The organism is Aliiglaciecola sp. LCG003 (assembly GCF_030316135.1).
Taxonomy (GTDB): Bacteria; Pseudomonadota; Gammaproteobacteria; order Enterobacterales; family Alteromonadaceae; genus Aliiglaciecola.
In genome coordinates, this window is record NZ_CP128185.1 from 145,772 (window position 1) to 171,068 (window position 25,297).

Annotated in this window: 21 protein-coding genes; 14 read left to right on the forward strand and 7 right to left on the reverse strand. The window is 43.9% G+C overall.

The features are described from left to right. Positions 1-62 precede the first annotated feature (62 nt). Both QR722_RS00650 and cyaY read right to left on the reverse strand, forming a co-directional pair. Positions 63-734: an alpha/beta hydrolase gene (locus tag QR722_RS00650; protein ID WP_286284827.1), complete on the reverse strand. Its 672-nt coding sequence runs from the start codon at positions 732-734 to the stop codon at positions 63-65. Positions 735-756: 22 nt separating this feature from the next. Then, on the reverse strand, positions 757-1,071 hold the full coding sequence (cyaY, locus tag QR722_RS00655) for an iron donor protein CyaY (protein WP_286284828.1): 315 nt from the start codon (positions 1,069-1,071) through the stop codon (positions 757-759). 87 nt (positions 1,072-1,158) lie between these two features. On the opposite strand from cyaY, the gene gmk reads away from it, so the two are divergent. The 6 genes from gmk (at position 1,159) to QR722_RS00685 (ending at position 6,469) form a co-directional block, all read left to right on the forward strand. After that, the gene (gene gmk, locus QR722_RS00660; RefSeq protein WP_286284829.1) at positions 1,159-1,803 is read left to right on the forward strand and encodes a guanylate kinase; all 645 of its coding nucleotides are present in this window, start codon (positions 1,159-1,161) and stop codon (positions 1,801-1,803) included. 118 nt (positions 1,804-1,921) lie between these two features. After that, complete coding sequence (gene rpoZ, locus QR722_RS00665) at positions 1,922-2,191, forward strand: DNA-directed RNA polymerase subunit omega (protein ID WP_286284830.1); 270 nt, start codon at positions 1,922-1,924, stop codon at positions 2,189-2,191. Between the two features lie 108 nt (positions 2,192-2,299). Next, positions 2,300-4,417 (forward strand): bifunctional GTP diphosphokinase/guanosine-3',5'-bis pyrophosphate 3'-pyrophosphohydrolase, encoded by a 2,118-nt coding sequence (spoT, locus tag QR722_RS00670; protein WP_286284831.1) that lies wholly within the window; start codon positions 2,300-2,302, stop codon positions 4,415-4,417. Between the two features lie 22 nt (positions 4,418-4,439). Next, on the forward strand, positions 4,440-4,826 hold the full coding sequence (ridA, locus tag QR722_RS00675) for a deaminase RidA (protein WP_286284832.1): 387 nt from the start codon (positions 4,440-4,442) through the stop codon (positions 4,824-4,826). Between the two features lie 169 nt (positions 4,827-4,995). Continuing rightward, positions 4,996-5,688 carry a tRNA (guanosine(18)-2'-O)-methyltransferase TrmH gene (gene trmH / locus QR722_RS00680; protein WP_286284834.1) on the forward strand — a complete coding sequence of 231 codons (693 nt, stop codon included), beginning with the start codon at positions 4,996-4,998 and terminating at the stop codon, positions 5,686-5,688. 151 nt (positions 5,689-5,839) lie between these two features. Continuing rightward, complete coding sequence (locus QR722_RS00685; RefSeq protein ID WP_286284835.1) at positions 5,840-6,469, forward strand: peroxiredoxin-like family protein; 630 nt, start codon at positions 5,840-5,842, stop codon at positions 6,467-6,469. Positions 6,470-6,548: 79 nt separating this feature from the next. Here the strand turns inward: QR722_RS00685 and QR722_RS00690 are convergent, their stop codons facing one another. Further along, the gene (locus QR722_RS00690; protein ID WP_286284836.1) at positions 6,549-7,871 is read right to left on the reverse strand and encodes a mechanosensitive ion channel family protein; all 1,323 of its coding nucleotides are present in this window, start codon (positions 7,869-7,871) and stop codon (positions 6,549-6,551) included. Positions 7,872-8,059: 188 nt separating this feature from the next. Here QR722_RS00690 and recG point away from each other — a divergent pair, with 188 nt between their 5' ends. The 4 genes from recG (at position 8,060) to QR722_RS00710 (ending at position 12,826) form a co-directional block, all read left to right on the forward strand. Further along, positions 8,060-10,135, forward strand: a complete 2,076-nt coding sequence (gene recG, locus QR722_RS00695; protein WP_286284837.1) for an ATP-dependent DNA helicase RecG — start codon at positions 8,060-8,062, stop codon at positions 10,133-10,135. Continuing rightward, positions 10,128-10,889, forward strand: a complete 762-nt coding sequence (locus QR722_RS00700; protein WP_286284839.1) for a class I SAM-dependent methyltransferase — start codon at positions 10,128-10,130, stop codon at positions 10,887-10,889. Before recG ends, QR722_RS00700 begins: the two co-directional genes overlap by 8 nt. 19 nt (positions 10,890-10,908) lie before the next feature. After that, the gene (locus QR722_RS00705) at positions 10,909-11,382 is read left to right on the forward strand and encodes a peroxiredoxin (RefSeq protein WP_286284841.1); all 474 of its coding nucleotides are present in this window, start codon (positions 10,909-10,911) and stop codon (positions 11,380-11,382) included. Between the two features lie 262 nt (positions 11,383-11,644). Further along, complete coding sequence (locus QR722_RS00710; RefSeq protein WP_286284842.1) at positions 11,645-12,826, forward strand: BaiN/RdsA family NAD(P)/FAD-dependent oxidoreductase; 1,182 nt, start codon at positions 11,645-11,647, stop codon at positions 12,824-12,826. A 66-nt stretch (positions 12,827-12,892) separates the two neighbouring features. Here the strand turns inward: QR722_RS00710 and QR722_RS00715 are convergent, their stop codons facing one another. Together QR722_RS00715 and QR722_RS00720 are read right to left on the reverse strand one after the other, a co-directional pair. Continuing rightward, positions 12,893-15,349, reverse strand: coding sequence for a TonB-dependent receptor (locus QR722_RS00715; protein WP_286284844.1), 2,457 nt, complete (start codon positions 15,347-15,349; stop codon positions 12,893-12,895). A 471-nt stretch (positions 15,350-15,820) separates the two neighbouring features. Continuing rightward, on the reverse strand, positions 15,821-17,563 hold the full coding sequence (locus QR722_RS00720; RefSeq protein ID WP_286284845.1) for a tannase/feruloyl esterase family alpha/beta hydrolase: 1,743 nt from the start codon (positions 17,561-17,563) through the stop codon (positions 15,821-15,823). Between the two features lie 428 nt (positions 17,564-17,991). On the opposite strand from QR722_RS00720, the gene QR722_RS00725 reads away from it, so the two are divergent. The 4 genes from QR722_RS00725 (at position 17,992) to QR722_RS00740 (ending at position 23,015) form a co-directional block, all read left to right on the forward strand. Next, entirely contained in the window at positions 17,992-19,020 is a 1,029-nt protein-coding gene (locus tag QR722_RS00725; protein WP_286284846.1) for an AraC family transcriptional regulator, read from the forward strand. A 258-nt stretch (positions 19,021-19,278) separates the two neighbouring features. Then, a complete protein-coding gene (locus QR722_RS00730; RefSeq protein ID WP_286284847.1) occupies positions 19,279-20,676 on the forward strand; it encodes an aldehyde dehydrogenase in 1,398 nt (465 codons plus the stop codon). A gap of 26 nt (positions 20,677-20,702) precedes the next feature. Continuing rightward, positions 20,703-21,536: a p-hydroxycinnamoyl CoA hydratase/lyase gene (locus QR722_RS00735; protein WP_286284848.1), complete on the forward strand. Its 834-nt coding sequence runs from the start codon at positions 20,703-20,705 to the stop codon at positions 21,534-21,536. An 18-nt stretch (positions 21,537-21,554) separates the two neighbouring features. Continuing rightward, the gene (locus QR722_RS00740) at positions 21,555-23,015 is read left to right on the forward strand and encodes an AMP-binding protein (protein WP_286284849.1); all 1,461 of its coding nucleotides are present in this window, start codon (positions 21,555-21,557) and stop codon (positions 23,013-23,015) included. A 140-nt stretch (positions 23,016-23,155) separates the two neighbouring features. Here the strand turns inward: QR722_RS00740 and QR722_RS00745 are convergent, their stop codons facing one another. Further along, positions 23,156-24,118, reverse strand: a complete 963-nt coding sequence (locus QR722_RS00745; protein ID WP_286284850.1) for an N-acetylglucosamine kinase — start codon at positions 24,116-24,118, stop codon at positions 23,156-23,158. A gap of 27 nt (positions 24,119-24,145) precedes the next feature. Further along, positions 24,146-25,297, reverse strand: a complete 1,152-nt coding sequence (locus tag QR722_RS00750) for an SIS domain-containing protein (RefSeq protein WP_286284851.1) — start codon at positions 25,295-25,297, stop codon at positions 24,146-24,148.

The following is a 25,297-nucleotide window of genomic DNA, read 5'->3' on the forward strand; positions in this document are numbered from 1 at the left end:
CACGAATAATTCGCGACTCTAAATCAAGCCGCGTTAAACAGGCGAGCTAAATCAGATCGATTTTATTTCAGTGTCTTTTGCAGCCAGGCTGAAATATCCTGTAGCTCCTGCGCGCACACATTGTGCTGCATAAGATAGTCCTTCCATTCCACCGCAAAACCGTTTTGCTCTAACACTTTGTATGCGGCATGGCCTAAAAACATCGGTACCATTTCATCTTGTTGACCATGAGCACATAAAAAAGGCGTGTCTTTATTGATGTCGACAGCTTCTTTAGCAAGTTTCTCTGGCTCGCTCATATAAGTGGATAGTGCCAAGACACCAGCTAATTTTTTGGTATAGCGTGCTGCGATATCCAAAGCGATTACTCCGCCTTGAGAGAATCCTGCCAGCACTATGCGTTCACTAGGAATGCCTTTGGCTATTTCGTGCTCAATCAGCTCTACTACTTGCTTCGCCGAGTCCTTGACACCTTCAACATCTGCTCGATGATTGAAATCCAGGGTCTTAATATCATACCAAGCACGCATCGACATGCCGTTATTGATGGTAATCGCCCGCATAGGAGCGTGGGGAAAGACGAATCGGATGGCTAAACTGTCAGGCAGCTTTAATTCCGGAACTATTGGTGCAAAGCCATTGCCTGAATCACCTAAACCGTGTAACCAAATAACGACGGCATCGTGTGGACGCTTAGGGTTAACCTCAACAAAGGGTAATATATTTTCGCTCATAGGTGGATTTCCTGTCCGCTAACTAAGATAAAGTAACTGCTTGGCCGGCTTGCTTGCTAGCCGCGTCATCAATAAATGCCCAGAACTCGACATCGGTTCGTTCATCGATCCATTTGCCTTGCTGATAATTAAAATGATGACCATTGAACTTGGTCGCAACCCAGAGCTGATGCAAAGGCGCTTGCTTATTTAAGATGATTTTTGTGTTATTGAGGAAGATCAACGTCAGGATCCCCTCAGCTGATTCATAATCGATATCAACTTCGCATTCATCAAGTGCTTCTTCAAGTCGAATAAACACATCGTCAACGAGTTGATGGAATTGGCTGTCATTCATAACAATATTTGCCTTAACCTAATGGTAAAATCAAAGAATATGCTAACATTGCACAATCGAAGCGACAGTATTTTTTGAAATTATTTTATGGCACATGCACCCGGTAACCTTTTTATTCTTGCCGCTCCCTCGGGCGCGGGCAAATCTAGCCTCATTAAAGCTCTACTTGAGCGCCATAGTGAGTCCAATATGCACAGTAATGAAATGCAAGTTTCTGTGTCGCATACCACCAGAGCTCCGCGCCCAGGGGAAATAGATGGGCAACATTATCACTTTGTCAGTCATCAGACATTCGAAGCGTTAATTGCCCAAGGTGTGTTTTTTGAATGGGCAGAGGTATTTGGTAATTATTACGGCACATCCCGGGTAGTGATCGAGCAAACTTTGCAACAAGGCGTTGATGTCTTTCTAGATATAGATTGGCAGGGCGCACGACAAGTCAAAGCGCAAATCCCTGATACTGCGACTATCTTTGTCGCACCACCGTCTAAACAAGAGCTTCGTCGTCGCCTCACCAAGCGCAATCAGGACAGTGAGCAGGTAATCGATGAGCGTATGGAGAAGGCAGTTGCCGAGATTTCGCACTACCATGAGTTTGATTTTATTGTAGTGAACGATAATTTTGAGTATGCTTTAAGCGAGCTTGATTCGATAGTGAGCGCTCGCAGACTGAGAAAAGAAAAGCAGGTGATTCGTCATACAGAATTGTTCAGCAATTTATTGAGTAGATAAGAAAGCGGTTTATTTGCCGGCAGATCATTAAAGATCTTTCCATCAGCTCGATAAAAACGTACAATGCTCGACCTTTTTTTGAACACCTTTTGATACACCGACCACCACGGAGAAATATATGGCTCGCGTAACAGTAGAAGATGCCGTAGACAAAATTGGCAACCGCTTTGATTTGGTTTTAGTTGCCGCTAAGCGCGCTCGTCAAATTGCTATCGAAGGCAAACAAGCTTACGTTCCTATGGGAAATGATAAAGCTACCGTAATTGCATTACGTGAAATCGAAGAAGGTTTCGTTAACGCTTCAACTCTTGAAGCCGATGCTATCCAAGATCAGCAAATGCAAAATGAAGCAGAATTTGCTTCTGTAGCAAACATATTGTCTGAGTAATCTTTCGGTTGATCTTGAGTTGAATTGGCTCAGGATCAACATATCGGCTGACAAGCTTCAAAAATCCCAGTATTGTTACACTATCTGTTGAATTAGAACGTTTTCTTAGTGTATTTATTTGAAGGTCTAAAAAATAAGCTCAGTAACTATCTGCCCAGTAAAATGGTTGTGGATATTCAGCGTGCTTACGTTTTGGCCCATGACGCTCACGACGGCCAATTACGCTCTAGTGGCGATCCCTACATTACCCATCCTGTTGCAGTTGCTGGCATTCTAGCTGACATGCGATTAGATCGGGAAACTATCATGGCAGCGCTGTTGCATGATGTGATCGAAGATACCCATTACGACAAAGATGATTTGTCTAGAGAATTTGGCGACACCGTGGCTGAATTGGTTGAGGGCGTGTCTAAGCTAGATAAAATTCAATTCAGTAGTAAACAAGAAGCGCAGGCCGAAAATTTTCGTAAAATGATGATGGCGATGGTGCAGGATATTCGGGTGATCCTGATTAAGCTGGCCGATCGTACCCATAATATGCGAACGTTAGGGGCCTTGCGACCAGAGAAGCGCCGCCGCATTGCCCGCGAAACCCTCGAAATCTATGCACCTATTGCTCATCGATTGGGTATTCACGATATCAAAAACGAATTAGAAGATTTAGGTTTCTTAGCCATGTACCCTATGCGTTATAGGGCGCTCAAAGGTGCGGTGAAACAGGCTCGCGGTAATCGTAAAGAGATAATCGAGAATACCCGCAAAGAAGTAGAAACCCGGCTCGAAGCAAATAGTATTCATGCGCTGGTGGTGGGCCGAGAGAAACATCTCTATTCAATTTACCGTAAGATGAAAAACAAAGAGTTGATGTTCAACGAAGTCATGGACATTTATGCGTTTAGGGTGATTGTTCAATCGGTCGATAATTGTTATCGCGCATTAGGTGCGATGCATGGACTCTATAAACCGATCGAAGGACGTTTTAAAGATTACGTTGCCATCCCCAGAACCAATGGTTATCAATCTTTGCATACTTCTTTGATTGGCCCTCATGGCATACCGGTCGAGATTCAGATCCGTACCCATGAAATGGATCAAATGGCCGACAAAGGGGTGGCTGCTCATTGGCTGTATAAGGAAGATGGCGATACCCCTCAAGGCACTACTGCGCAGGTTAGAGCGCGTAAATGGATGCAATCTCTACTGGAATTGCAGCAAAGTGCTAGTTCTTCCTTTGAATTTATTGAAAATGTCAAAACAGACCTATTTCCAGATGAGATCTATGTGTTCACCCCTGATGGTCGGATCATTGAATTGCCCATGGGCGCTACTCCTGTAGATTTTGCCTATGCGGTACATTCTGATGTGGGTGACTCTTGTGTAGGAGTGCGAGTTGAGCGACGTAACTACTCACTTAATAAACCGTTAGAAAATGGTCAAACCGTTGAAATCATCACCTCACCCCGTGCCAAGCCTAATGCTAATTGGCTAAACTTTGTAGTTAGCGCGAGGGCCAGGGCCTACATTCGTCAATATCTAAAGCGCCAACGTTCTGAAGAAGCCATTACTATGGGTAACCGCCTGCTAAGACATGCCCTAGGTGCAACAAGACTGGATGATATCCCTCAACATGACCGTGACCGGGTGGTGCTTGAGACAAAACACAAAAATTTCGACGACTTGTTGTCTGACATTGGCTTGGGGAATGAATTAAGTGCCATAGTCGCTCGTCGATTGTTAGGCGAATCTGAGGAGCTTCCTGACAAGAGCCGCAATGTCGCGATCAAAGGAACCGAAGGTTTACTTGTCACTTATCCACGCTGTTGTTATCCCATACCCGATGATCAAATTATTGCGATTCTAAGTCCTGGAAGGGGTATGGTGATCCATCAGGTTGGTTGTAGTAATATTCGCAAGCTTAGTAAAGAAGAGCCCCAGCGAGTACTGCCCATGAAATGGGACAGTGATGCAAAAGCTGAATACAAAGCGTCTGTACGGATTGAATTGATTAATCATCAAGGTACACTTGCAACATTAACCAACGCTGTCGCCGACTGCGACTCCAACATCATTGGCCTGCAAACAGAAGAAAAAGAGAGCAATGTCTACTATATTGATATAGAGCTGACCACTAAAAATCGTGTTCACCTCGCTAATATTATGCGAAAAATCCGCTCTATGCCTGAAGTACAGAAAGTATCTCGACACAGCAAAAACCGAATCAGTTAATTTATTACAAGGTAATTAAAACATGTCCAAGTCCGTTATCCATACCGACCAGGCCCCTAAAGCTATTGGCACCTATAGCCAAGCCGTTAAATCAGGTACAACCGTTTATTTGTCAGGTCAAATCCCTTTGGTACCTGCAACGATGGAAATGGTATCTGAAGATTTTACCAAGCAAGCGGTTCAAGTTTTTGAAAATATCACTGCTGTGTGTAAGGCCTCTGGTGGCACTACCAATGATTTAGTTAAAGTGAATATTTTTCTTACTGACCTGGATAATTTCGCTACGGTCAACGAGATCATGAGTCAGTATTTTAAGCAGCCTTACCCCGCTCGTGCCGCTATTGGAGTCAAGGCATTACCCAAGGGGGCACAAATCGAAATAGATGGTGTTATGGAGTTGCCAGAGTAAATCAATCAGCAGAGCTTAAGATACCAACTATAACAGGGCAGTATATAAGTTTGAGATGACTTAGCTGCCAGATAACATTCAACCAATGTTATCAAAAGCATTAATGATTTATTTTCAGCACAGAACATCGCGTAGCCAGAGTTCAAGATGCTGGCTACGAGGATAGCAATTGACCCCAGAACGTAATCAGAAAATCCGCACTATTTTGCGCCAGCGGCAGACCAGTTTAACGGTGTGTATGGAACAAGTACATAAACCTCACAACGTAGCTGCAGTGATCCGTAGTTGTGACGCAGTTGGGATCCACCGAGTGCACGCGGTGTGGGATGAAGACACCAAAAAATTGCGAAGTCGAGGTCGCGGTGGCACCGCTATGGGTAGTCAAAACTGGGTGTTTATGCAAAGCCATGACACCATCGGTGAAGCAATCACCACACTTAAGCAGCAAAATATGCAAGTGCTAGTTACTCACCTTTCGGATACCGCAGTGGATTTTCGCGAGATCGATTATACCAAGCCAACAGCGATAATTTTAGGCCAAGAGAAGTTCGGCGCCACGGAACAAGCTATTGCCTTATCGGATCAAGATATAGTGATACCTATGGTAGGCATGGTGCAATCTTTGAATGTAAGTGTAGCCGCTGCATTGGTATTGTATGAGGCACAACGGCAAAGGCAATTGGCTGGCATGTACGACACCCAAGAATTAGATAATGAAACTTGCCAACGCATGTTGTTCGAAGGCGGTTATCCTAAGCTGAGGCATGTTTGTGATGCCAAGAAACTACCTTATCCGTTTATCAACGAAGCTGGTGAGATTGTCGCCGACGACGGATGGTGGCAGGCCATTCAATTTGGTTAACCCCAAAGCATTTTGATATAAAGTTTACTGGCACAAAGTAACTATCTGCATACAAACCTGCCACTGTAATTAGGCGAACTTTTATTTGGCTGAAAGATAACGCTGGCACTGAAGGTCTAGATTGCCACACCTTTAAAAATCTGGAGCACCTATGCGCTATTTCAACATCATCAGCCTTTTCTTAATCATGTTTCCTTTTCAATCGATGGCACTGGATCGTGCTGTAATAGCACCATCAGCCGAAGATGTTACGCCACTTTTAAATGGGCAATCGATTCCAAGTGCTACATTAAAAACCGCTGAGGGTGCACCGGTAAGTTTGCAAGCAATTACTATGCAAAAACCCAGTATTTTACTTTTCTACCGTGGCGGATGGTGTCCTTATTGCAATCGTCAACTGGCAGAGATAAAGGATATAGAACAAGACTTAGTAGAATTGGGTTATCAAGTACTAGCTATATCACCTGAATCGCCAAAACGCCTGCAAGAGCAAAAACTGCAAACAGAATTTGCCGTCACCTTACTATCCGATGAAAGTTTGCAGGCTATAAAAGGTTTTGGAATTGGCTATTACGTTGCTGCAGAAACCAAAGATAAATATAAATCTAAATGGGATATCCAACTGACTGATGAGGTTGGAAGCGATCGTGCTGTATTGCCTGCCCCCGCCATATTTATTGTAGATAAAAAGGGTTTAATTAAGTTTAATTACGTTAACCCTAATTTTAAAGTCAGGCCGTCGGCTGAGCTGATATTACAAGCTGCAAAGCTTAGTCTTTAGTCAACAGAACTATGCCGCTGGCAGAAAAGATGACTCGTATCTGCAGCACCTAGGGCGCTGCAGATAAGATTTTGACTAATTAATTGGCCGGTTTAACACTAACAGCCTGTTCGTTGAGAATACGCACTTCTCTTTGTGGGAATGGAATTTCGATGCCATTGGCACGCAGTGTTTCGAAAATTGTCAGCATCAAGTCTCCTCCGACTCGATTCTTACCATCATCAATGCCTTCCATCCAAAATTCGACGAACATGTTAACCCCAGAATCGCCAAAACTATCAATTTCACAATCAGGGCGCTCTTCGAAGGGGACGTCTTCACCGCTGATTACCTTGGGATGTTCCGCAACTGCTACCTTAATAAATTCAACCATCGCGCGAACATCGGTTGCATAAGGTACAGAGAAGTCTACTCGATAACGTTGTTTAGGATCCTTGTGAGTCCAATTGATCATCAAATTCGAAATAAATTTTTCGTTTGGAACTAAAATGTCTTTGCCATCATAGGTCTCAAGCACGGTATAGCGCATTCTAAATTCCCGCACGAAGCCCTTGCTACCATCATCCATTTCAACGAAGTCGCCAACGGTCAACGAACGGTCTAGCAAGATAATAATGCCAGAGATGAAATTGGAAGCGATGGACTGCAAGCCTAGACCTAAGCCAACACCTACCGCACCACCAAATACCGCTAGGGCAGTGAGGTTAATACCCATCACATTAAGCAGAAGTAACGCAATAATACAAAATACTGCCACTTCAAAAAGCTTGGAGAACACTTCTCTGGTGCGAATATCTATAGACTCTTGTTTGCGAATGATATCTTTACCAAAGCTATTGGAAGCGCGGCCCAACCAAAACAGCACCGCACCAAATATCAACACCCGAACCACGCCATAGGCAGATATGTTTACATTGCCTAAGTTTAACGATACGTCTTCAAGCGCCGCTATCACGGGAGTTAAGAATCCAAGTAAATGCAATAGCAAAATAGGTAAGCCAACCCATCTGAAAAGCTTCGCTGCCATGGTATTGACCACTAGAACTCGGATCATTGAGTAATAGAATAGCAATACAGCAATGGTCAAAGCGGTATCGAGTAGCCATACAGATACTCCCGCATTTGCAAAGGCTTCAATGATGATCTTGAGCATCAGTAATGCCAAAAGGGGATACACTAAATAACCGATTCGGTAGGCTAGTTTACGCATGGGGTGTGCACCTAGCTGCGGCTCATGGTGCGTTAGGCCAATTGCGTTACGAATTTTGCGAGACAACCAGAAGGCCAGCAAATAGACCACTAAACCAACGCCTACCTGTGCATAGGTGCTGGGATCGCTCATGGCCACAAGAATGATTGTCCACCATTCATTAAGTTGATTTAAAACAGGTTCGAAGTTCATATTAAAACATGTATGTTGAATGACTAGAGTTACTATGAAGCATTAAGCTCCCTTCGCCTAGCCGTTTTAGATTGAAACTAGTATGACGCAAAGTTCAGCTAAAACTAATAAATCTTAGAATAGTTGTAATCTGCTCACTGTAAGGCAAAATAACGAATTGTTTTATTTATAATAATTTAAAGGCTTAGATGCAATCTCTGGCAATCACAAAATTGACTGAGCTAAAAGGAGTTGGCAGCAAGGTTGCCGAAAAGCTCACAAAGCTAGGTTTGGTCACAGTACAGGATTTGTTATTTCATCTTCCCTTACGCTACGAAGACCGCACCCGCATTTATCCTATACGCGATTTACAACCCTTCTTACACGCGAGTGTGGAAGGTGAGGTTATGTCCAATGATGTACAGTTCGGTCGTAAGCGCATGTTAGTCGTGCGTATCAGCGATCAAACAAGCACCCTAACACTGCGCTTTTTCCATTTTTCCGCAGCGCAAAAAAACAGTTTGGAAAAAGGCACTTGGATCCGCTGTTTTGGTGAAGTTAGAGCGGGTAAGTTCGGCTTAGAAATGATGCATCCAGAATACAAGGTTATAAAGGAGGAAGGCGAGTCTGAATTGGCCGAAACTCTCACACCGGTATATCCCACCACAGAGGGAGTGAAACAACTCACCTTAAGGAACTTGTCTGATCAAGCGCTCCGATGCTTGCAAAGAGGAGGTTTGGCAGAGTTAATGCCGCAAAACCTTTATCCCCAGCAAATTAGCCTAACGAATGCTTTAATGCTAGTCCATCGACCGCCGCCAGATGTTGCGCTGTCACTGTTGGAAGAGGGCAAACATCCTGCTCAACATAGATTAATTATTGAAGAGTTATTAGCTCATCACTTGAGTGTATTAAAGGTTCGTCAACAAAGTAAGCGCCAGCAAACTTTTCCTATAAATCCAGATAACGGTCTAATTAAACATTTTTTAGCAACCTTACCCTTTACTCCAACAGGCGCGCAGCGTCGGGTTGTCAAAGAAATACAAAATGACATGCAACAAAGCGCACCCATGATGCGGCTGGTTCAGGGGGACGTGGGTTCAGGAAAGACTTTAGTCGCGGCACTTGCTGCCTTATCGGCGGTAGGAGCTGGATATCAGGTTGTTATGATGGCGCCGACTGAACTCTTGGCCGAGCAACACGCGAGTAATTTTAGTCAGTGGTTTTCAGACTTAGGTGTGCGCATTGGTTGGTTAGCAGGGAAATTAAAGGGTAAGGCGCGACAAACGGTATTAGAGCAATTGAAGGGTGGACAGATTGACTTGTTAGTGGGCACTCACGCAGTATTTCAAGATGCCGTCGAATATCATAAGTTAGCCTTGGTTATCGTTGATGAACAGCATCGATTTGGTGTTCATCAACGCTTAGCCTTACGGGAAAAAGGCGAGCAGCAAGGCGCGTTTCCACACCAATTGATTATGACAGCAACGCCCATACCCAGAACCCTTGCCATGACCGCTTATGCTGACTTGGATACCTCTATCATTGATGAGTTGCCACCAGGGCGTACCCCAATTACTACTGTAGTGCTGCCCGACACAAGACGGGGCGAGGTGGTAGAGCGGGTTCGCCGTGCAGCCATTGAAGACAAACGACAGACATATTGGGTATGTACCTTAATCGACGAGTCGGAAGTATTGCAATGTCAGGCCGCCGAGGACACAGCTATAGCGTTAACCACCGCATTGCCAGAACTGAAAGTGGGCTTAGTTCATGGACGTCTTAAGTCAGCTGAAAAACAGCTCATTATGGACGCTTTCAAACAAGGCGAGCTGGACTTGCTGGTGGCCACGACTGTTATAGAAGTGGGTGTCGATGTGCCCAATGCCAGTTTAATGATCATAGAAAACCCGGAACGGCTAGGTTTGGCACAGTTACATCAACTACGCGGAAGAGTAGGCCGAGGTTCGGTAGAGAGTCACTGTGTATTAATGTACCAAAGCCCACTGTCTAAAACCGCAACCAAGCGTTTAGGGGTATTGCGGGAATCCCATGATGGATTTTACATTGCCCAAATGGACTTGGAAATACGCGGTCCTGGAGAATTGCTTGGTACTAAACAAACCGGTTTAGCAGATTTGAAAATTGCCGATTTAGTTAGAGACGCCGAACTTATTCCTCAGGTACAAGATATTGCTAATCATATGTGGGACGCTTATCCTGCCCAATCTCAGGCTATTATCAATCGTTGGTTAGCCCATAAAGAGCGCTACGGCCATGCTTAATTTGATTGTCACCGATCCATTCAATCCCCAATTGGTCGAGCAGGCCAAAGCTTTGGCCGAAAAATGGGGGTTTAATTTTACTCCTACCCAACAAGGCTTGGCATTGGAGTTAAGTGAGCATCTTCTTGGTCTTAAACAATTGGATGATCCTAAGTTAGGTGAGGTTTATGTGGATTTTTCCTCAGACGCTCTAACCTTCCGCCGCTTGCATGGAGGCGGCAAAAAAGAAGCCATTGCCAAAGCAATTGGACTTAAAGGAACGCAGATTCCAAGGGTGCTTGATGCCACTGCTGGCTTAGGTCGAGATGCTTTCGTGCTCGCAAGTTTAGGCTGTCAGGTGGATTTGATAGAACGCTCCCCAGTAGTCGCTGCTTTGTTAGCAGATGGCTTAATCCGCGCCTCACAACAGCCGGACTTGATGGACTGGCTACCCAATCAAATGACGTTACACCATGGTATAGCCGTGGAGCTATTAAACAATTGGCAAGGGACCATACCTGATGTAGTGTACCTAGACCCGATGTTTCCACATCGAAAAAAATCTGCCTTAGTTAAAAAAGAAATGCGTCTATTCCAGCAGTTATTGGGACCTGACGAAGATGCAGATTTGTTGTTAGCGCCAGCATTAAAGCTGGCGGCTAAGCGTGTTGTGGTAAAGCGCCCTGATAGTGCGCCTTTCCTCAGCAACCAGCAACCGAGTATGGCCATAACCGGCAAGAAACATCGATTCGATGTATATATGACAAATTTATAAATTAGTTTAGGAGAGACAGATGATTACACAAGGTGCCACTTTACCCGAAGCAACACTCAGTTCGTTAGTGAATGGCGAAATGACCACTTTTCATACTACCCAACTGTTTGATGGCAAAAAGGTCGTGTTGTTTGCGGTTCCCGGTGCCTTTACACCGACTTGCTCCCATGCACATCTACCCGGTTTCGTTGCGCTCGCGGATAAGATTAAGGCTAAAGGCGTAGATACTATTATCTGCCTTTCAGTCAATGATGCGTTTGTTATGGATGCTTGGAGCAAGCAAAGTAACGCTGAAGAGATTTTAATGTTGTCTGATGGAAATGGCGAGTTTACCCAAAAAATCGGCCTAGACATGGACACTGATACATTCGGTGGCCTACGTTCTTTACGTTATAGTATGTTGATTGTTGATGGCGTAGTACAAAAAATTAATGTGGAAGACCCCGGTCGTTTTGAAGTCAGTGATGCAGAAACCATGTTGAAATTACTGTAAAGTCTGATAATGCGGCCTCCACTGAGTGCCGCATTATCATCATCATCATTCAATTCCCGCCATATTAAACACTTGTAGAGCACCCTTAGGCTCAGGGAACTGGGCTTTTCAGACTGCGAGTTTATCGCTGTGCCGAGCTATTACCCTTTATCTGCATGAGCATTATCTAAGTCGTGGTCACCGTTTTGGTAAAAGGTACGACACACTTCATTATCTGCTACTAACAGGTATAATGCCGCCCTTAACATAGGTGAGGTGTAGCTTGATCAAACAAGATGTAATAGTCATAGGCGCAGGTGCTGCTGGTTTATTTTGTGCCGCTCAGGCAGGGCAGCGCGGGCGCAGTGTGACAGTGCTTGATCATGCTAAACGTATTGGCGGTAAAATCTTGATGTCCGGGGGCGGACGCTGCAACTTCACCAACATGTACGCGTCCCATGAAAACTTCTTGTCCGACAATCCACATTTTTGTAAATCTGCACTAAGTCGCTACACCCAGTGGGATTTTATCGGGCTGGTGGCAGAATACGGCATCGCCTATCACGAAAAAACTTTAGGCCAGTTATTTTGTGATGACAGCGCGAAAGACATTCTGAATATGCTGCTAAAAGAATGTGAAAAAGTGAACGCTAAGATCACTACCCAGTGTGAAATACTCAGTATCGATAAAACCTCAGAAGGTTTCATTTTAACAACCAGTAAAGGTCAATATCAGTGTGAATCTTTGGTGGTAGCCTCAGGTGGTTTGTCGATGCCTAAATTAGGCGCTTCTCCTTATGGCTACAAAATAGCCGAGCAATTTGGACTAAAGGTTAAACCAACCCGAGCGGGCTTGGTGCCCTTTACCTTGCATGAGCAAGACAAAAACGTATTAGCAGAGCTAAGTGGCATCTCACTCGATGCCAGAGCCAGTTGCAACAATACTAGCTTTAACGAAAATATTTTGTTCACTCACCGAGGCTTAAGTGGCCCGGCGGTACTGCAAATATCCTCTTTTTGGCATCCTGGTCAGGCAGTAGAGTTTGACTTATATCCCAATGGCGATTTGCACAGGGAATTACTCGCGGCACAACAAAGCTCCCCCGACAGTCAATTAGCTACCGCACTCGCTAAATTCTACCCCAAGCGCTATGTACAAATGGTTTTGCCCTATTTGCACATCGACAACAAACCTTTAAAGCAATATCAGGGCAAACAGCTTGAAAAAATTGCCGAAGCTTTTCATCAATGGCAACTTAAACCCAATGGCACCGAAGGTTATCGCACAGCAGAAGTTACCTTAGGTGGAGTCGATACTGATGAGCTTTCATCCAAAACCATGATGGCAAAAAACGTCGAGGGTCTATTCTTCATCGGTGAAGTCATGGACGTAACCGGCTGGCTAGGGGGCTACAACTTCCAGTGGGCGTGGAGCAGCGCCTGGGTGGCAGGGCAGTATGTTTAGTGATCAGCCTCCATGCTAATCACGTTGTGTTAATATTTTAGTAAGACTTCATGTTGATTTAAAAAATCAAAACTCGGTTGAGAAGGATAAAAACCAATTCCGCGGTCTAGCGTATATCGCTTCTGCATAGCCTAATGTTGCTAACGAAGCGTTACCTTGCTCTAGAAAGCGCTCATTGGTTAGGTTATTAATGCCAAAAGTTACATCCCAATAGCTGACCAAATTATCAAGCTTTACTGAAGCTGTAACATAGGTAACCGCATCATTTTGTGCGACAAGTTCGGTATTACTTGAGTCAAAGTACTGGCTGTCAGTATAAGAAACATCCACTCTGGTGGTGAGCTCATAATTATTACCCACTTCCATTGAATAAGACGCTCCTACATTACCTTGCCATTCTGGGGTGAGCGGCAATGAATTATCTGGCGTGATAGTAGCTGCGGCACCATCGATATCGGTCACGCTATCAATTTTATCTTTTAAGTAACTAAAGCCCCCTTCAAGCATTAAATTACTGGTTGGAATGTAGGTAAACTCAAGCTCAAAGCCATCAATGGAAGCCGAGCCGGCATTGAACAATAATGGTACTACCCCTTGTCTAAATATCAGTTGGATGTCTTTGTATTCAGACATAAAGGCGGCCGCGTTGATGCGTAAATTGTTGGTCACGTCAGCCTTAACTCCAACTTCCCACGAAGTGACTTCTTCCTCACCAAAGGAGATGGGTAAATTGTCGGCAGTCGGAGCATTGTATCGACTATTGAAACCACCGGATTTAAAGCTACTGCTATAGCTTAAATAGGTATTAATATTATCGTCTAGTTTGTATCTAATTGATGCTGAGCCAGTGGTTGCCGAATAGGTATCGGAAAACAGTTTATTAAAGATAAATAAAGGTCCACCTTCGCTGGTCGCCAAGGTTGGCAGTGGCGACGGGTCGGGCTCACTAGAAGGGAATAGATTCATGATGGTGCCCTGAAAGCGTTTGTCATCTTCTGTATAACGCAATCCAGCTGAAACGCTTAAGTCATCACTAAAGGTGTATGCCCACTCAGAAAAAAGCGCATAACTTTCTGTTTCCAAATGAATAACTTGTAAGTCACGTGTTCCCGGTCCACCACTTAATAGTGATGAAATAACAGGTGGTGATGGTGGAAATCCTAGAAAAATAGACAATCTGTCGTCACTGCTTTCATCGAAATAATATAAGCCTGCAATACCAGAGAGATTGTCATTTTCGTACAAAACTTGGAATTCTTGTGAAAATTGCTCTGAATCACTGGCCACATCGGTGGTTATCAATTCAAGAGGCGTATTGTCGGCATCTCGAATTCCAGTCCACTGGGTTGAACGATAAGCGGAAATAGATTTAAGCATAAATTCATTGTTAACTTCCCACTCCAAGGCGGCCGACAGGCCCCATGCAGTCAGGGTACTCTCAACGGGAGCAACGCCGCCATTGGTATAATCGCCTTTATTTTGAAAGTCATTGGCACAACGAGGGTCGTCAATATTTGGCACATTAGGAGCACCAAAACGTGGGTCGCCTGGTGCTATAGGAGCAAAAGGTATAGTCGCTCCTGGACAACCGGCAGCGACACTAACAATGGCGGCAACAGGAGCCGATTCATTGACACCGGCAAACACAAAAGGTGAGCCATTTTCGTCTTCATCAGTGAAATCACCTCTGAGGGTCATTTTGAAGGTTTCACTGGGTTGATACTGAATAGTGCCGTTTAAGGTATAGGTATTATCGTTACCTAAGTCTTGGCCATCAAACTCACGGATCACATAACCATCACGTTTGCGCATCCCTGCCGAGAAACGGGTTAATAACTCCTCACTAATCGGTAAATCAACCGCTACAAAGCCTTCTCTTAAGTTATCTTCTCCAATACGCACGCGAGCTTTACCGCCAAAATCTTCTGAAGGCTCGGCGCTTCGCACCAACACCGCACCACCAATGGTATTGCGACCAAAAAGAGTCCCTTGAGGGCCACGTAATACTTCCACACTGGCTATATCTTTAAAATCCATGGCACCACCGGCCGAGCGACCCATATATACATCGTCTACATAAATTCCTACACCGGGATCAACTGATGACGTGGGATCGAGTTGCCCTACGCCGCGTATAAATACCACTGCTGCAGAATTATTGCCTGACAATTGCCCACTGGTTGCAAACTGCAAGCTAGGCGTAACTCTATCCAAATCTTGAGTGCTTTCTATCCCTCTTCTTTCTAATTCCTTAGCTGAAAATGCAGAAACCGCAATAGGTGTTTCTTGCAAACTTTCTTCTCTGCGTCTGGCATTTACCGTAATGACTTCTAATTGTCTATCAACTTGTGCTTGTGAAGCTTGTTCAACTTCTTGAGCAAAAATGTTACTAGCAATAAACGATAAACCTATTGACGTAGCAATTAAGGTTTTTGCAAAAAAGTAACCCGTATTTGATCTTTCCGAAAGTCTAGGTAGATGATCCGTGGATTTGATAGATAAAAATGGTGGTAATCGGTTCATTGCATGCTCCAAATTATTTAAGTTAAACCTTCGTTTTTAGCAGCCTGAATGACAGGAAATTAAATATTAACGAATGGGTTAAATGCCAACTGATGCGCCAGTTTGTTTTTATAATGTTTAATTATTGTTTATTTATTTACCTCATTTTAACAATGCTGATACTGGTGGACATTGCCAAAAGTGACTAAAAAATTGATAATAAATGCCAAAAAAAACTTTTTGCCTAGTAAGATAGACTAAAGGTATAAGTCAGCTAATTCGGTCAGTTTGAGACTTATAGTCACTTGTTTTTCGGTAACTTAAAAAATGATTTGGATCTCACAAAGAGGCGAAATTGCTACTCAGAGGAAAATAAAAGAAAAACCATAGTTAACTAGTATCTCTGCAGATTAATTCAGTTGTTTTATATTGAGGTTTACGAGTAACCCCGTGAAAAGTGTTTAAAACACTCTTCACGAAGATTTTTTCCGATTATCTTAAGCCACAACTAAAGTTAGCGTGATCTTCTATATCACCGCTACCGTTGTAACGGGCTTGTTCAGGATATGCACATAAAGGGCGTGTGCGACCGGGCCACGGGGTATCTTCTGGCGCTGTTGCCATTATATATGCGGGCACAGTATCCTCTTCAACCCATGATTTCAGTGCTGACAACGCATCAAAACTAGAGGTAGAAGGGCCACCACCACAATGATTCATCCCAGGTACTAAAAACAAGCGCGCAAATGCTCGAGTTGCATCCAAGCCTCCATTTTTGGTGATCAGTTCATTGTACCACTGCAGATGATATTTGCTTGAGAACACCGGATCCGCTTGGCCACTATAAACAATCAGCTTGTAACCATTGTCTTTAAAATTGGTATAATCAGTCCCACTACTAAACATAAAGTCCATTGCAGACTCGGTGTAAGTAGCGTCTGTGGTAAATATTTTCGGTGCGTCGCTATCCATATTAAAGCTTAATATCCAAGGCACAAAAGCATCACCAAAACCAACGGTAGATTCTTGCCCAAGTGGATTCGCAGTAACAATTCTCGTACCCGCAGCTATTGGGGTACCGTTGGTCATAGAATTAGGTTCAGTTGTAAAAATGAAAGGCAAAGCTCCACCGCCAAGTGTTACGTTGAGGCCACTATTTCCAGGGATGGGGGCAATAGGCCCCACCTTCCATGCACGCCAACCTCCTGCCGCAATGCCTGGATCCCAAAACCAGCCACTATATAAATTGTCACCCGCTGAATTTTGAGCACCTGAAAACACTTTTTGCAAACTGTTGACTTGTTGTAACGAAAGTTCATCTGTACCTGCTGGCCCCAGCGATTCAGGGTTAAATTCACATTCGGCAGGATTAAATAACATGCCATCTTCTAAGCCGTCATCTGCATCACATGCCGCGATGATGGCATTTCCAACAATAGTTAACTCAGACTCAGTAAAAGCACTTGCTAAGTCAGGATTACCAAATGGTGTGGTAGTGCGAGCGGCTTCGGCAAACGCTTGTGAATCCCATGCTTGAGCGATAGCGGCCTTGGGTAAGTCCATACCTGGATTACCCGCAACAATACCGTCAAAATAGTCAGGATATCGTTGTGACAGCATCAACCCTTCCCGCCCGCCTTCGGAGCAGCCCACAAAATAGGAGTAATCAATCGGGTTTTGGTAAAATGACTCAGTTATTGATTTAGCTTTTTCAGTAACTTGAGCCGGTCCATTGTAGCCATAATCACTTCTGGCTTGTGGGTCAAAGCCAAATTGATAACTCCCTGCCAGCTCAGTAAAGTTTGTTGCACTGTCGTGTCCGCTATCGGTGCTAACCAGGGCATAACCTTCGGCTATTACTGGTATATTGGCGGCACCCAAATTACCATCAGTGCCACCCCCTCCGGAATAGTAAAATCTGCCGTTCCAGGTTGTTGGTAAGCGTAGATGGAATTTTATTGCGTAATTTTGCTCGTCTACTGGGCTAACGCGTTCATTTATCGAGCCTATGATTTCACAGTATTCAGGCGCGTTCTCGGTTGCCTCATTAAACTGTGCCATTTGAATGCTGGTGTCAGACAAATCCGTATTGAGTATATCTGCACAGCGATCCATCGCCGATTTGAGTTCAACTTCATTATCTGAGTTGGAGTCATTACATCCGCTAATATTTACGATGACGATGACGGTGATAGCTGCCAATGGTAGTAATTTTTTTGCTAGAACATTATGCATTACAATCTCCTTGAAACTATTTTAGGTAGTAAAATATAAAAAATTTACTGCTAGCTTAATCAATCAAGGCGGCACTTCACTCGACGCTTAATAAGCCCACTGTCAATATCCCTGCAATAAATGCTGCATTTATGTTTAAATATTGTTTATTTATTTACCTTATTTTAACAACGCTGATACTGGTGGACATTGCCAAAAGTGACTAAAAAATTGACAATAAATGTCAATGAAAAACTTTTTGCATGATGTTGTTAGCTGGTGCATGATGAAACTGTGCATCCTCAAAAAGACAGTTACTTTAAATAGCTTTTAGCCATTTCTTTTTTAGCTGTGGATGCAATTTAGGTATTGATTTTATTGAGTATTTAGGTGATGCCTGGGCCGAAATATGCATTAAAAATAGCCATATTTCCGCTGGAGTGAATCAAATGTCAGATAATTATGAAGTTGGGACTGCGGCTAACCACTATATCAGTCAGCTTTATCACGAAGCTATCAAAAATGGGCTTGATATTGAGGCTATATTTAATAAGCTCGATCTTAGTGCAGAGCTGATGGATAAACCCGAATATAGGGTACCTACAGAAAAGTTAACCGCTATGCAAAATTTTATCTGGCAAGAGTTGCAAGACGAAAGTATGCGACTTGCGGCGTTTCCTGTGCCTGCTGGTTCATATTTTATGATGGGACGTTTAACTGTTAATCAACCCACTTTGAGAAAAGCCCTAGAACTAGGATGCAGATTTTATAGTATGGTTACCCAAGCGTTCAAAGTGAGTTTAACGGCCGACAATGACATCGCTGTTTTACGTTTTGAACTAAAGGAACCTAAGTTGGATCCCCAGCACATGTTTGCGGAAATCCTATTATTGGCGATACATCGCTATGCTTCCTGGCTTATCGCTGATAGCTTGCCTTTAATCGAAACTCATTTTAACTATTCTCCGCCTGCACATATTTCAGAGTATTCATACCTCTTCCCAGGCATACACATTTTTGAGAGCAATCAACTTGGCTTTGCCTTTCCAGCAAAATATTTGCAACGCATTGTGCAACAAAATGATGCTTCATTAAAATTGTTCATGCAGCGTTGCCCGCAAGAGATCTTTCAACGCTATGAGGCTGACTACAGTCTCACAAGTGAAATAAAAAGATTAGTAAGAAAAAACCTTAAAGGTGGCGTACCGTCAATAGAAAAAGCGGCAGAAATGATGCATATGACAAAACGCACCTTGATGAGAAGACTGCAAGCAGAGGGTACCTCATATCAACAATTAAAAGATGTCGTGAGACGTGATAAGGCAGTGTCCCTTTTAACTAAATACAGTCTGCCCATAAGCCAAATTTCTGAAAATGTTGGTTTCTCTGAACCGGCCGTTTTTACACGGGCTTTTCTTAATTGGATGGGGGAAAGTCCATCTCAATATCGGGCTAAAAACAGTAAAATAAGCCAGTAATATGCAAAAAAATCATCACTGTCACTTAATATCAAGTATTTAGTCACTTTCTGCTATTCAGGCAGGCTAAACCTTTCGTTAACATCTCTCTCACAATTGATAATTAATGTTCTGGCTGCTATCGGCTATTTGTAATGGAGCTAAATGGTGTCGGCCTCGGCGACGCTGCTTTAGAGCTTGTAATTGCTGGCACGGCACTTGGGTTTTCACCTTTGGGTACATGAATTATTTCATGATATGTTGTTATGGGGGAGCGTAATGAATTTCGAACGTAAAAATCCACTCACTGGTGAGCTTGCCAGTACTTCAACCGCTATGAAAGCCGGCGATATGGAGGCAATTGCGCAACAGGCCCAAGCAGGTTTCGCAGTATGGTCAACCTTCGGGCCTAACGCTCGACGGACCGTGCTGAATAAAGCTGCGATTGCTCTAGAGGCCCGTCATGCTGAATTTGTCGATGCAATGATGAATGAAGTTGGTGCAACGGCAAATTGGGCCATGTTTAATTTAGGGCTAGCTGCGTCGATGTTACGTGAGGCTGCCTCCCTGACCACCCAAATTGGCGGCGAGACAATCCCCTCCGATAAGCCGGGTTGTTTAGCGATGGCCCTAAGAGAGCCTGTTGGAGTTATTCTTGGCATCGCTCCATGGAATGCCCCTATTATTTTAGGTGTTCGTGCAATCTCCACTGCCTTAGCCTGTGGCAATTCAGTCATATTAAAAGCGTCTGAATTATGTCCCCGAACCCATAGTTTGATAATCGAAGCCTGCATAGAAGCTGGGTTTCCTGAAGGCACGGTAAATATAGTGACCAATGCCCCTGCTGATGCGGGCGAAGTTGTGGGTGCCTTGATCGACCATCCTCTAGTCAAGCGCATTAACTTCACTGGCTCAACCGACGTTGGGCGCATTATCGCAAAACGGGCGGCAGAACATCTTAAACCGGTATTACTCGAACTCGGTGGTAAAGCACCTATGTTAGTTCTTGATGATGCTGATCTTGATGAGGCAGTGAAAGCCGCTGCCTTTGGCGCCTTTATGAATCAGGGCCAAATTTGTATGTCCACAGAGCGCCTGATTGTTGACCTATCCGTGGCCGATGCATTTGCTAGTAAATTTGCAGCCAAAGTGAAGACAATGACAACCGGCGATCCCCGTGAAGGTAACACCCCTTTAGGGGCTGTAGTTGATCAAAAAACTGTTACCAAAGTAAACAGCCTAATTGAAGATGCTTTGAGCAAAGGTGCTCGTCTGATTGCTGGAGGGAAAGGGGATTCAGTACTTATGCCAGCCACTGTGCTGGATAACGTCACCGCTGACATGAAAATATATCGAGAAGAAAGCTTTGGTCCTATTGTCGCAATTATTCGTGCACAAAATGAAGCCGATGCGCTGGGTATTGCCAATGATAGTGAATATGGTCTCAGTGCAGCAGTATTTACTAAAGACACTGCGCGGGGTTTAAAAGTAGCACGTAAAGTAAAATCAGGTATCTGTCACGTTAACGGCTCAACAGTGCATGACGAAGCACAAATGCCTTTTGGTGGGGTGGGCGCATCCGGTTACGGACGATTTGGTGGCAAAGCCGGTATAGATCAATTTACCGAGTTGCGCTGGATAACCATGGAAACCGAAGCTGGCCATTTCCCTATTTAATTAATAAACGTTAAGAGAGTGCAAATATGAGTATAGAGCGCGAAGAAGACACTGTAGCTGTCAAGGTCGAAAATAACATTGCCTGGGTGAACTTTAATCGTCCAGAAAAACGTAACTGCATGAGTCCAAAACTCAACCGTCAAATGATGCGTGTATTGGATGATCTAGAGTATCGGGAAGATGTGGGCGTATTAGTGCTTACCGGTGAAGGCACAGCATGGTCTGCTGGAATGGATTTAAAAGAGTATTTTCGTGAAATGGAAGCTCTTGGTCTGGGCGGTACTCGCCAGGCGCAGCGTGAGGCTTATGGCTGGTGGCGTCGATTGCGTTGGTTTCAAAAACCAACTGTTGCTATGGTAAATGGTTGGTGTTTTGGTGGCGGCTATGGCCCACTGTTCGCTTGTGATTTGGCCTTTGCTGCTGAAGAAGCGCAATTTGGTTTAAGTGAAATCAATTGGGGGATCCTACCGGGTGGCGGAGCTGCCAAAGTGGTTGCCGACCTAATGCCGCTGCGTAAAGCAATGTATCATGCCATGATGGGGGAAAATATTGATGGTAAAACGGCGGTAGAGTGGGGCTTAATTAATGAAGCGTTACCTGAAACTGAATTAAAAGCGCGGGTGACCGAGGTTGCTAAGGTGTTACTGGAGAAAAACCCCGTTGCCCTAAAAGCGACTAAAGATGCAGTACGCCGTGTTAAAGAGATGACCTACGACAATGCCGAAGATTATCTAGTACGCGCTCAGGAAGCCGCCAACAGCTATGACAATGATGGGCGCAAGGAAGGGATCAAACAGTTTATCGATGACAAAACCTATAAGCCTGGCTTAAGTGCCTACGATAAATCAAAGTCAGTATAAGTGGGGCTTAGCTAAACTATGGATTTTTTATCTCTTCACGCTCACTTGAGACCTAATAGTTTAGCCGTTACTGATCTCAGCTCAAATCGGCAATGGACTTATGCTGAGTTCGACTTATGTGTGGCTAAAGTGACGGCTGCCCTTAAACATCAAGGCGTAAGTAAAAGTGAGCGGGTTGCCTGTTTGGCAAAAAACAGAGCGGAAATCATAGCCCTCCATTTAGCTTGCGCCCGTTTAGGGGCAATCTTTGTGCCGCTTAATTGGCGTTTGACCAAAGAAGAGTTGCAAAATATCTTATTCGACTGCGAACCTAGTCTGCTGTATGCCGACGAGCTAGGTGAAAAGCATCAGTTTGAGTACCAGGATATTAGCCAACTATTAGCTGAAGCTGACGGGCTAGCTCCACAGCACATTGCTACCATAGATCAACAACTGCCTTCTTTGATTCTATATACTTCTGGTACTACAGGTAAACCTAAAGGCGTGATGTTAAGTGAGGGAAATTTGGCAGAAACCGCGATTAATTTTGCGTTACTAGGCCAAGTTGATAGCCGCAGTAGCTTTTTGTGTGAATCACCGATGTTTCATATCATTGGCCTTATAAGCTCAATTCGCCCAGCCTTATATTTTGGTGCAAAAATAGTCATTTCTGATGGCTTTATTCCCCAGCGTACATTGGCTCGATTAATGGACAAAGCATTAGCTATTAGCCATTATTTTTGCGTCCCACAAATGGCTAATGCATTGCGTCAAGAAGCTTCATTTTCAGCGGATAAGCTTCAACATCTCACTGCAATATTTACCGGTGGCGCGCCTCATCCAGAGGTGCAAATACGGAGTTGGCTTAACGATAATATTCCTATTGTGGATGGCTATGGCATGAGCGAGGCGGGTACAGTATTTGGTATGCCTGTAGATATTGATTTGATTGATAAAAAAGCAGGTTGTGTGGGGTTCCCTACGCATCGAATCAAAACCCGTTTAGTGGATGATAATGACAATCCAATTGCAAAAGGCTCCCCAGGAGAAGTACAAATTAAAGGCAATAATATTGCTATCGGCTATTGGCGACGAGAAAGTGAATTTGCCGCCACAATGACTACAGACGGCTGGTTTAGAACCGGTGATATTGCGATTGAAGACTCAGATGGTTACTTCCGAATCGTTGATCGTAAAAAAGACATGTTTATCTCCGGTGGTGAAAATGTCTATCCGACAGAAATTGAATCGATAGCGCTAAAACATGAAGCGATTCAAGAATGCGCAGTAATCGGTGTACCGGATCAACATTGGGGAGAAGTTGGTTGCTTATTTTTGGTCATTAAGGAAAATCACCAAATGAAAGATAAACAAGGGTTTACTGACTTTTTGGGGCAGCATTTAGCTCGCTACAAACTGCCCAAACATATTGTTTTTGCCGATTCTTTACCCCGTAATGGTGCGGGCAAAGTGATGAAAAATCTATTGAAGTTAACCTAATCAATAAAGCTATTAGCTAGTGTTAATCCAGAGGGGAAACAGGGTAGCCTTACGTATATTGGTCTACCCAGTTTTTATCTGACTGATTACCATTTTATGCAGCAATATTACACCTACTAGCCGATACAATCTCGTTGCTTTTATTGTCTTTTCAAACGGCTTAAGGCTATATCAGACAAGGGACTTCCAGCCAATTTGGCGGCATAAAGTGCTGCGCCTACATCGGGCGAGAAAAGAGGTTTTTGCACCACATAATTGCTAGGAAACAGCTCTAACGCTTCAATAAAAGGGGAGGAAATGATGTCGCCAGAACTAAATACGCCACCAGAAAACCCAACATTAACAATTTCATCTGCTTGGTATTCCAATGATTTACGAGTGCCTTCGACAATTTCCGCAAGCTCTTTGCCAGCCTCGGCAAAAATTCTTTTAGCTAATTCATCACCTTCCAACGCAGCCTCATAGACCAGAGTTGAAATTTGCGCGACCTTGCCTCTTTCACCTTGCCATTTAGTTAACACTAATGCGGACATATCCAAGTCGTTTGTAATACCGAAAGTTCGCTTGAGGTTATAATAAAGCGGACCTCTTAGGTCTCGTCCATCACTCATACGAGAGAACAGCATCAGCCCTTTGCAGCCAATCCAATAGGCGGATCCTTCATCACTGAAAAGCTCTCCCCAGCCACCACATCTGGCGCTTTTACCATTGTGCATGCCATAAGCGATCGAGCCGGTTCCAGCAATCATATTGATACCGTCTTTAGCTCCAAAAGCTGCTGCCCAGCCATTAACCATGTCATTGTCACACTGATATTTTTGTATGGGAATTATCTCACTTGGTAGCTTTGATAATTCAGGATCAAGCTCGCTATCTTCACCAAAGGCTGGCAGTCCAAAAAAAGCATAGTCTACATCAGCAATGTCTTTGCCTGCTTTGTTAAGTAGCGCTAGCACTCCGTTGTGTAGCACAGTTTTAGCGCCATCAAGTCCAACCTGAACATGATAACAAGTCGACTCTTGGTGCTGTGCCAAAACATGGCCGTCTAAATCAATCAGTATGAATGCGGTTTTTGTTCCACCACCATCAACACCTATAAACATGGTTACCTCCTGATGAACAATCGCCGTTTACAGCGCGTGAATATTTACACCTTTAACAACTCGGTTTACCGTACCTGAGGCACTTGGGTTGTCAGGTTTATTATTTAAACTCAGTGCGCTAAAGAAGCCAAATAGTTGCGCGCAAGCAATAAAAGGAAACAATAAGAAACGATCTTGTTGGTTCGCCATGTTATCCAACACTATTTCATTTTGTTGCGGGATCATCGGGATTGAATCTGCTCGCAAGGTAAGTACATGTCCTGCTTCGTTATCCGATTGTATTTCATTCACTAAATCCAAATCATATTGTCGGGTCAAAGGATTGTTGGAAATATAGACTATTATCAAGGTCTCTGAATTAATCATAGCCTTAGGACCATGGCGAAAACCTAATGGTGAGTCAAAGGTCGCCATTATCTTGCCATCGGTTAGCTCCAGTAATTTTAATGCACTTTCCTGTGCTAAGCCTTTAAAAGTACCACTGCCTAAATACACCACGCGATTGAATTTCTTTTCCGCTAATGTAGATAAAGGTCCGATTTGGTTTTCCAATAATTTCGTCGTAGCGACAACGGCTTCACTCAAGCCGGCTTGAAAATTCTGTGTAGGGCAAAATAGATAGATCGCGCTGAGCAGCATTGAACTGAAACTAGAGGTCATGGCAAAGCTGCGATCATTGGTATGTTCTGGCATAAGAATGGCGAGTTTATTTTCACCGTTACAGCGCTTGGCTAATTCACCTTGTCCATTACAAGTGATGGCAAGCTGGTAACACTCATCAACCAATTGATCGCCATAGTCCATAGCCGCCACACTCTCGGGGCTGTTTCCTGAACGTGCAAAGGATACTAACAGGGTGGGAACATTCGCTTGGAAATATTCCGATGGATTAGACACCAAATCAGTAGTGGGAATGGCTTCTATACGCTTTCCAAGTTCATGCATGGCAATAGGTGCGACACATTGACCAATGAATGCAGATGTACCAGCACCGGTAAAAATAATGCGGATATCGGGTTTGCTTAACAGAGGTTGCAAAAATGCTTCGATCTGCTGTTGCTGTTGTTCAAGCAGCTTTAATGTTGCTAACCAACATTCAGGTTGTTGTGAAATTTCTTTGGCTGTCCAGTAACCGTCCATTTGCACTAGTTTTTCGGCGGAAAAGTTAAGGTAATTCAT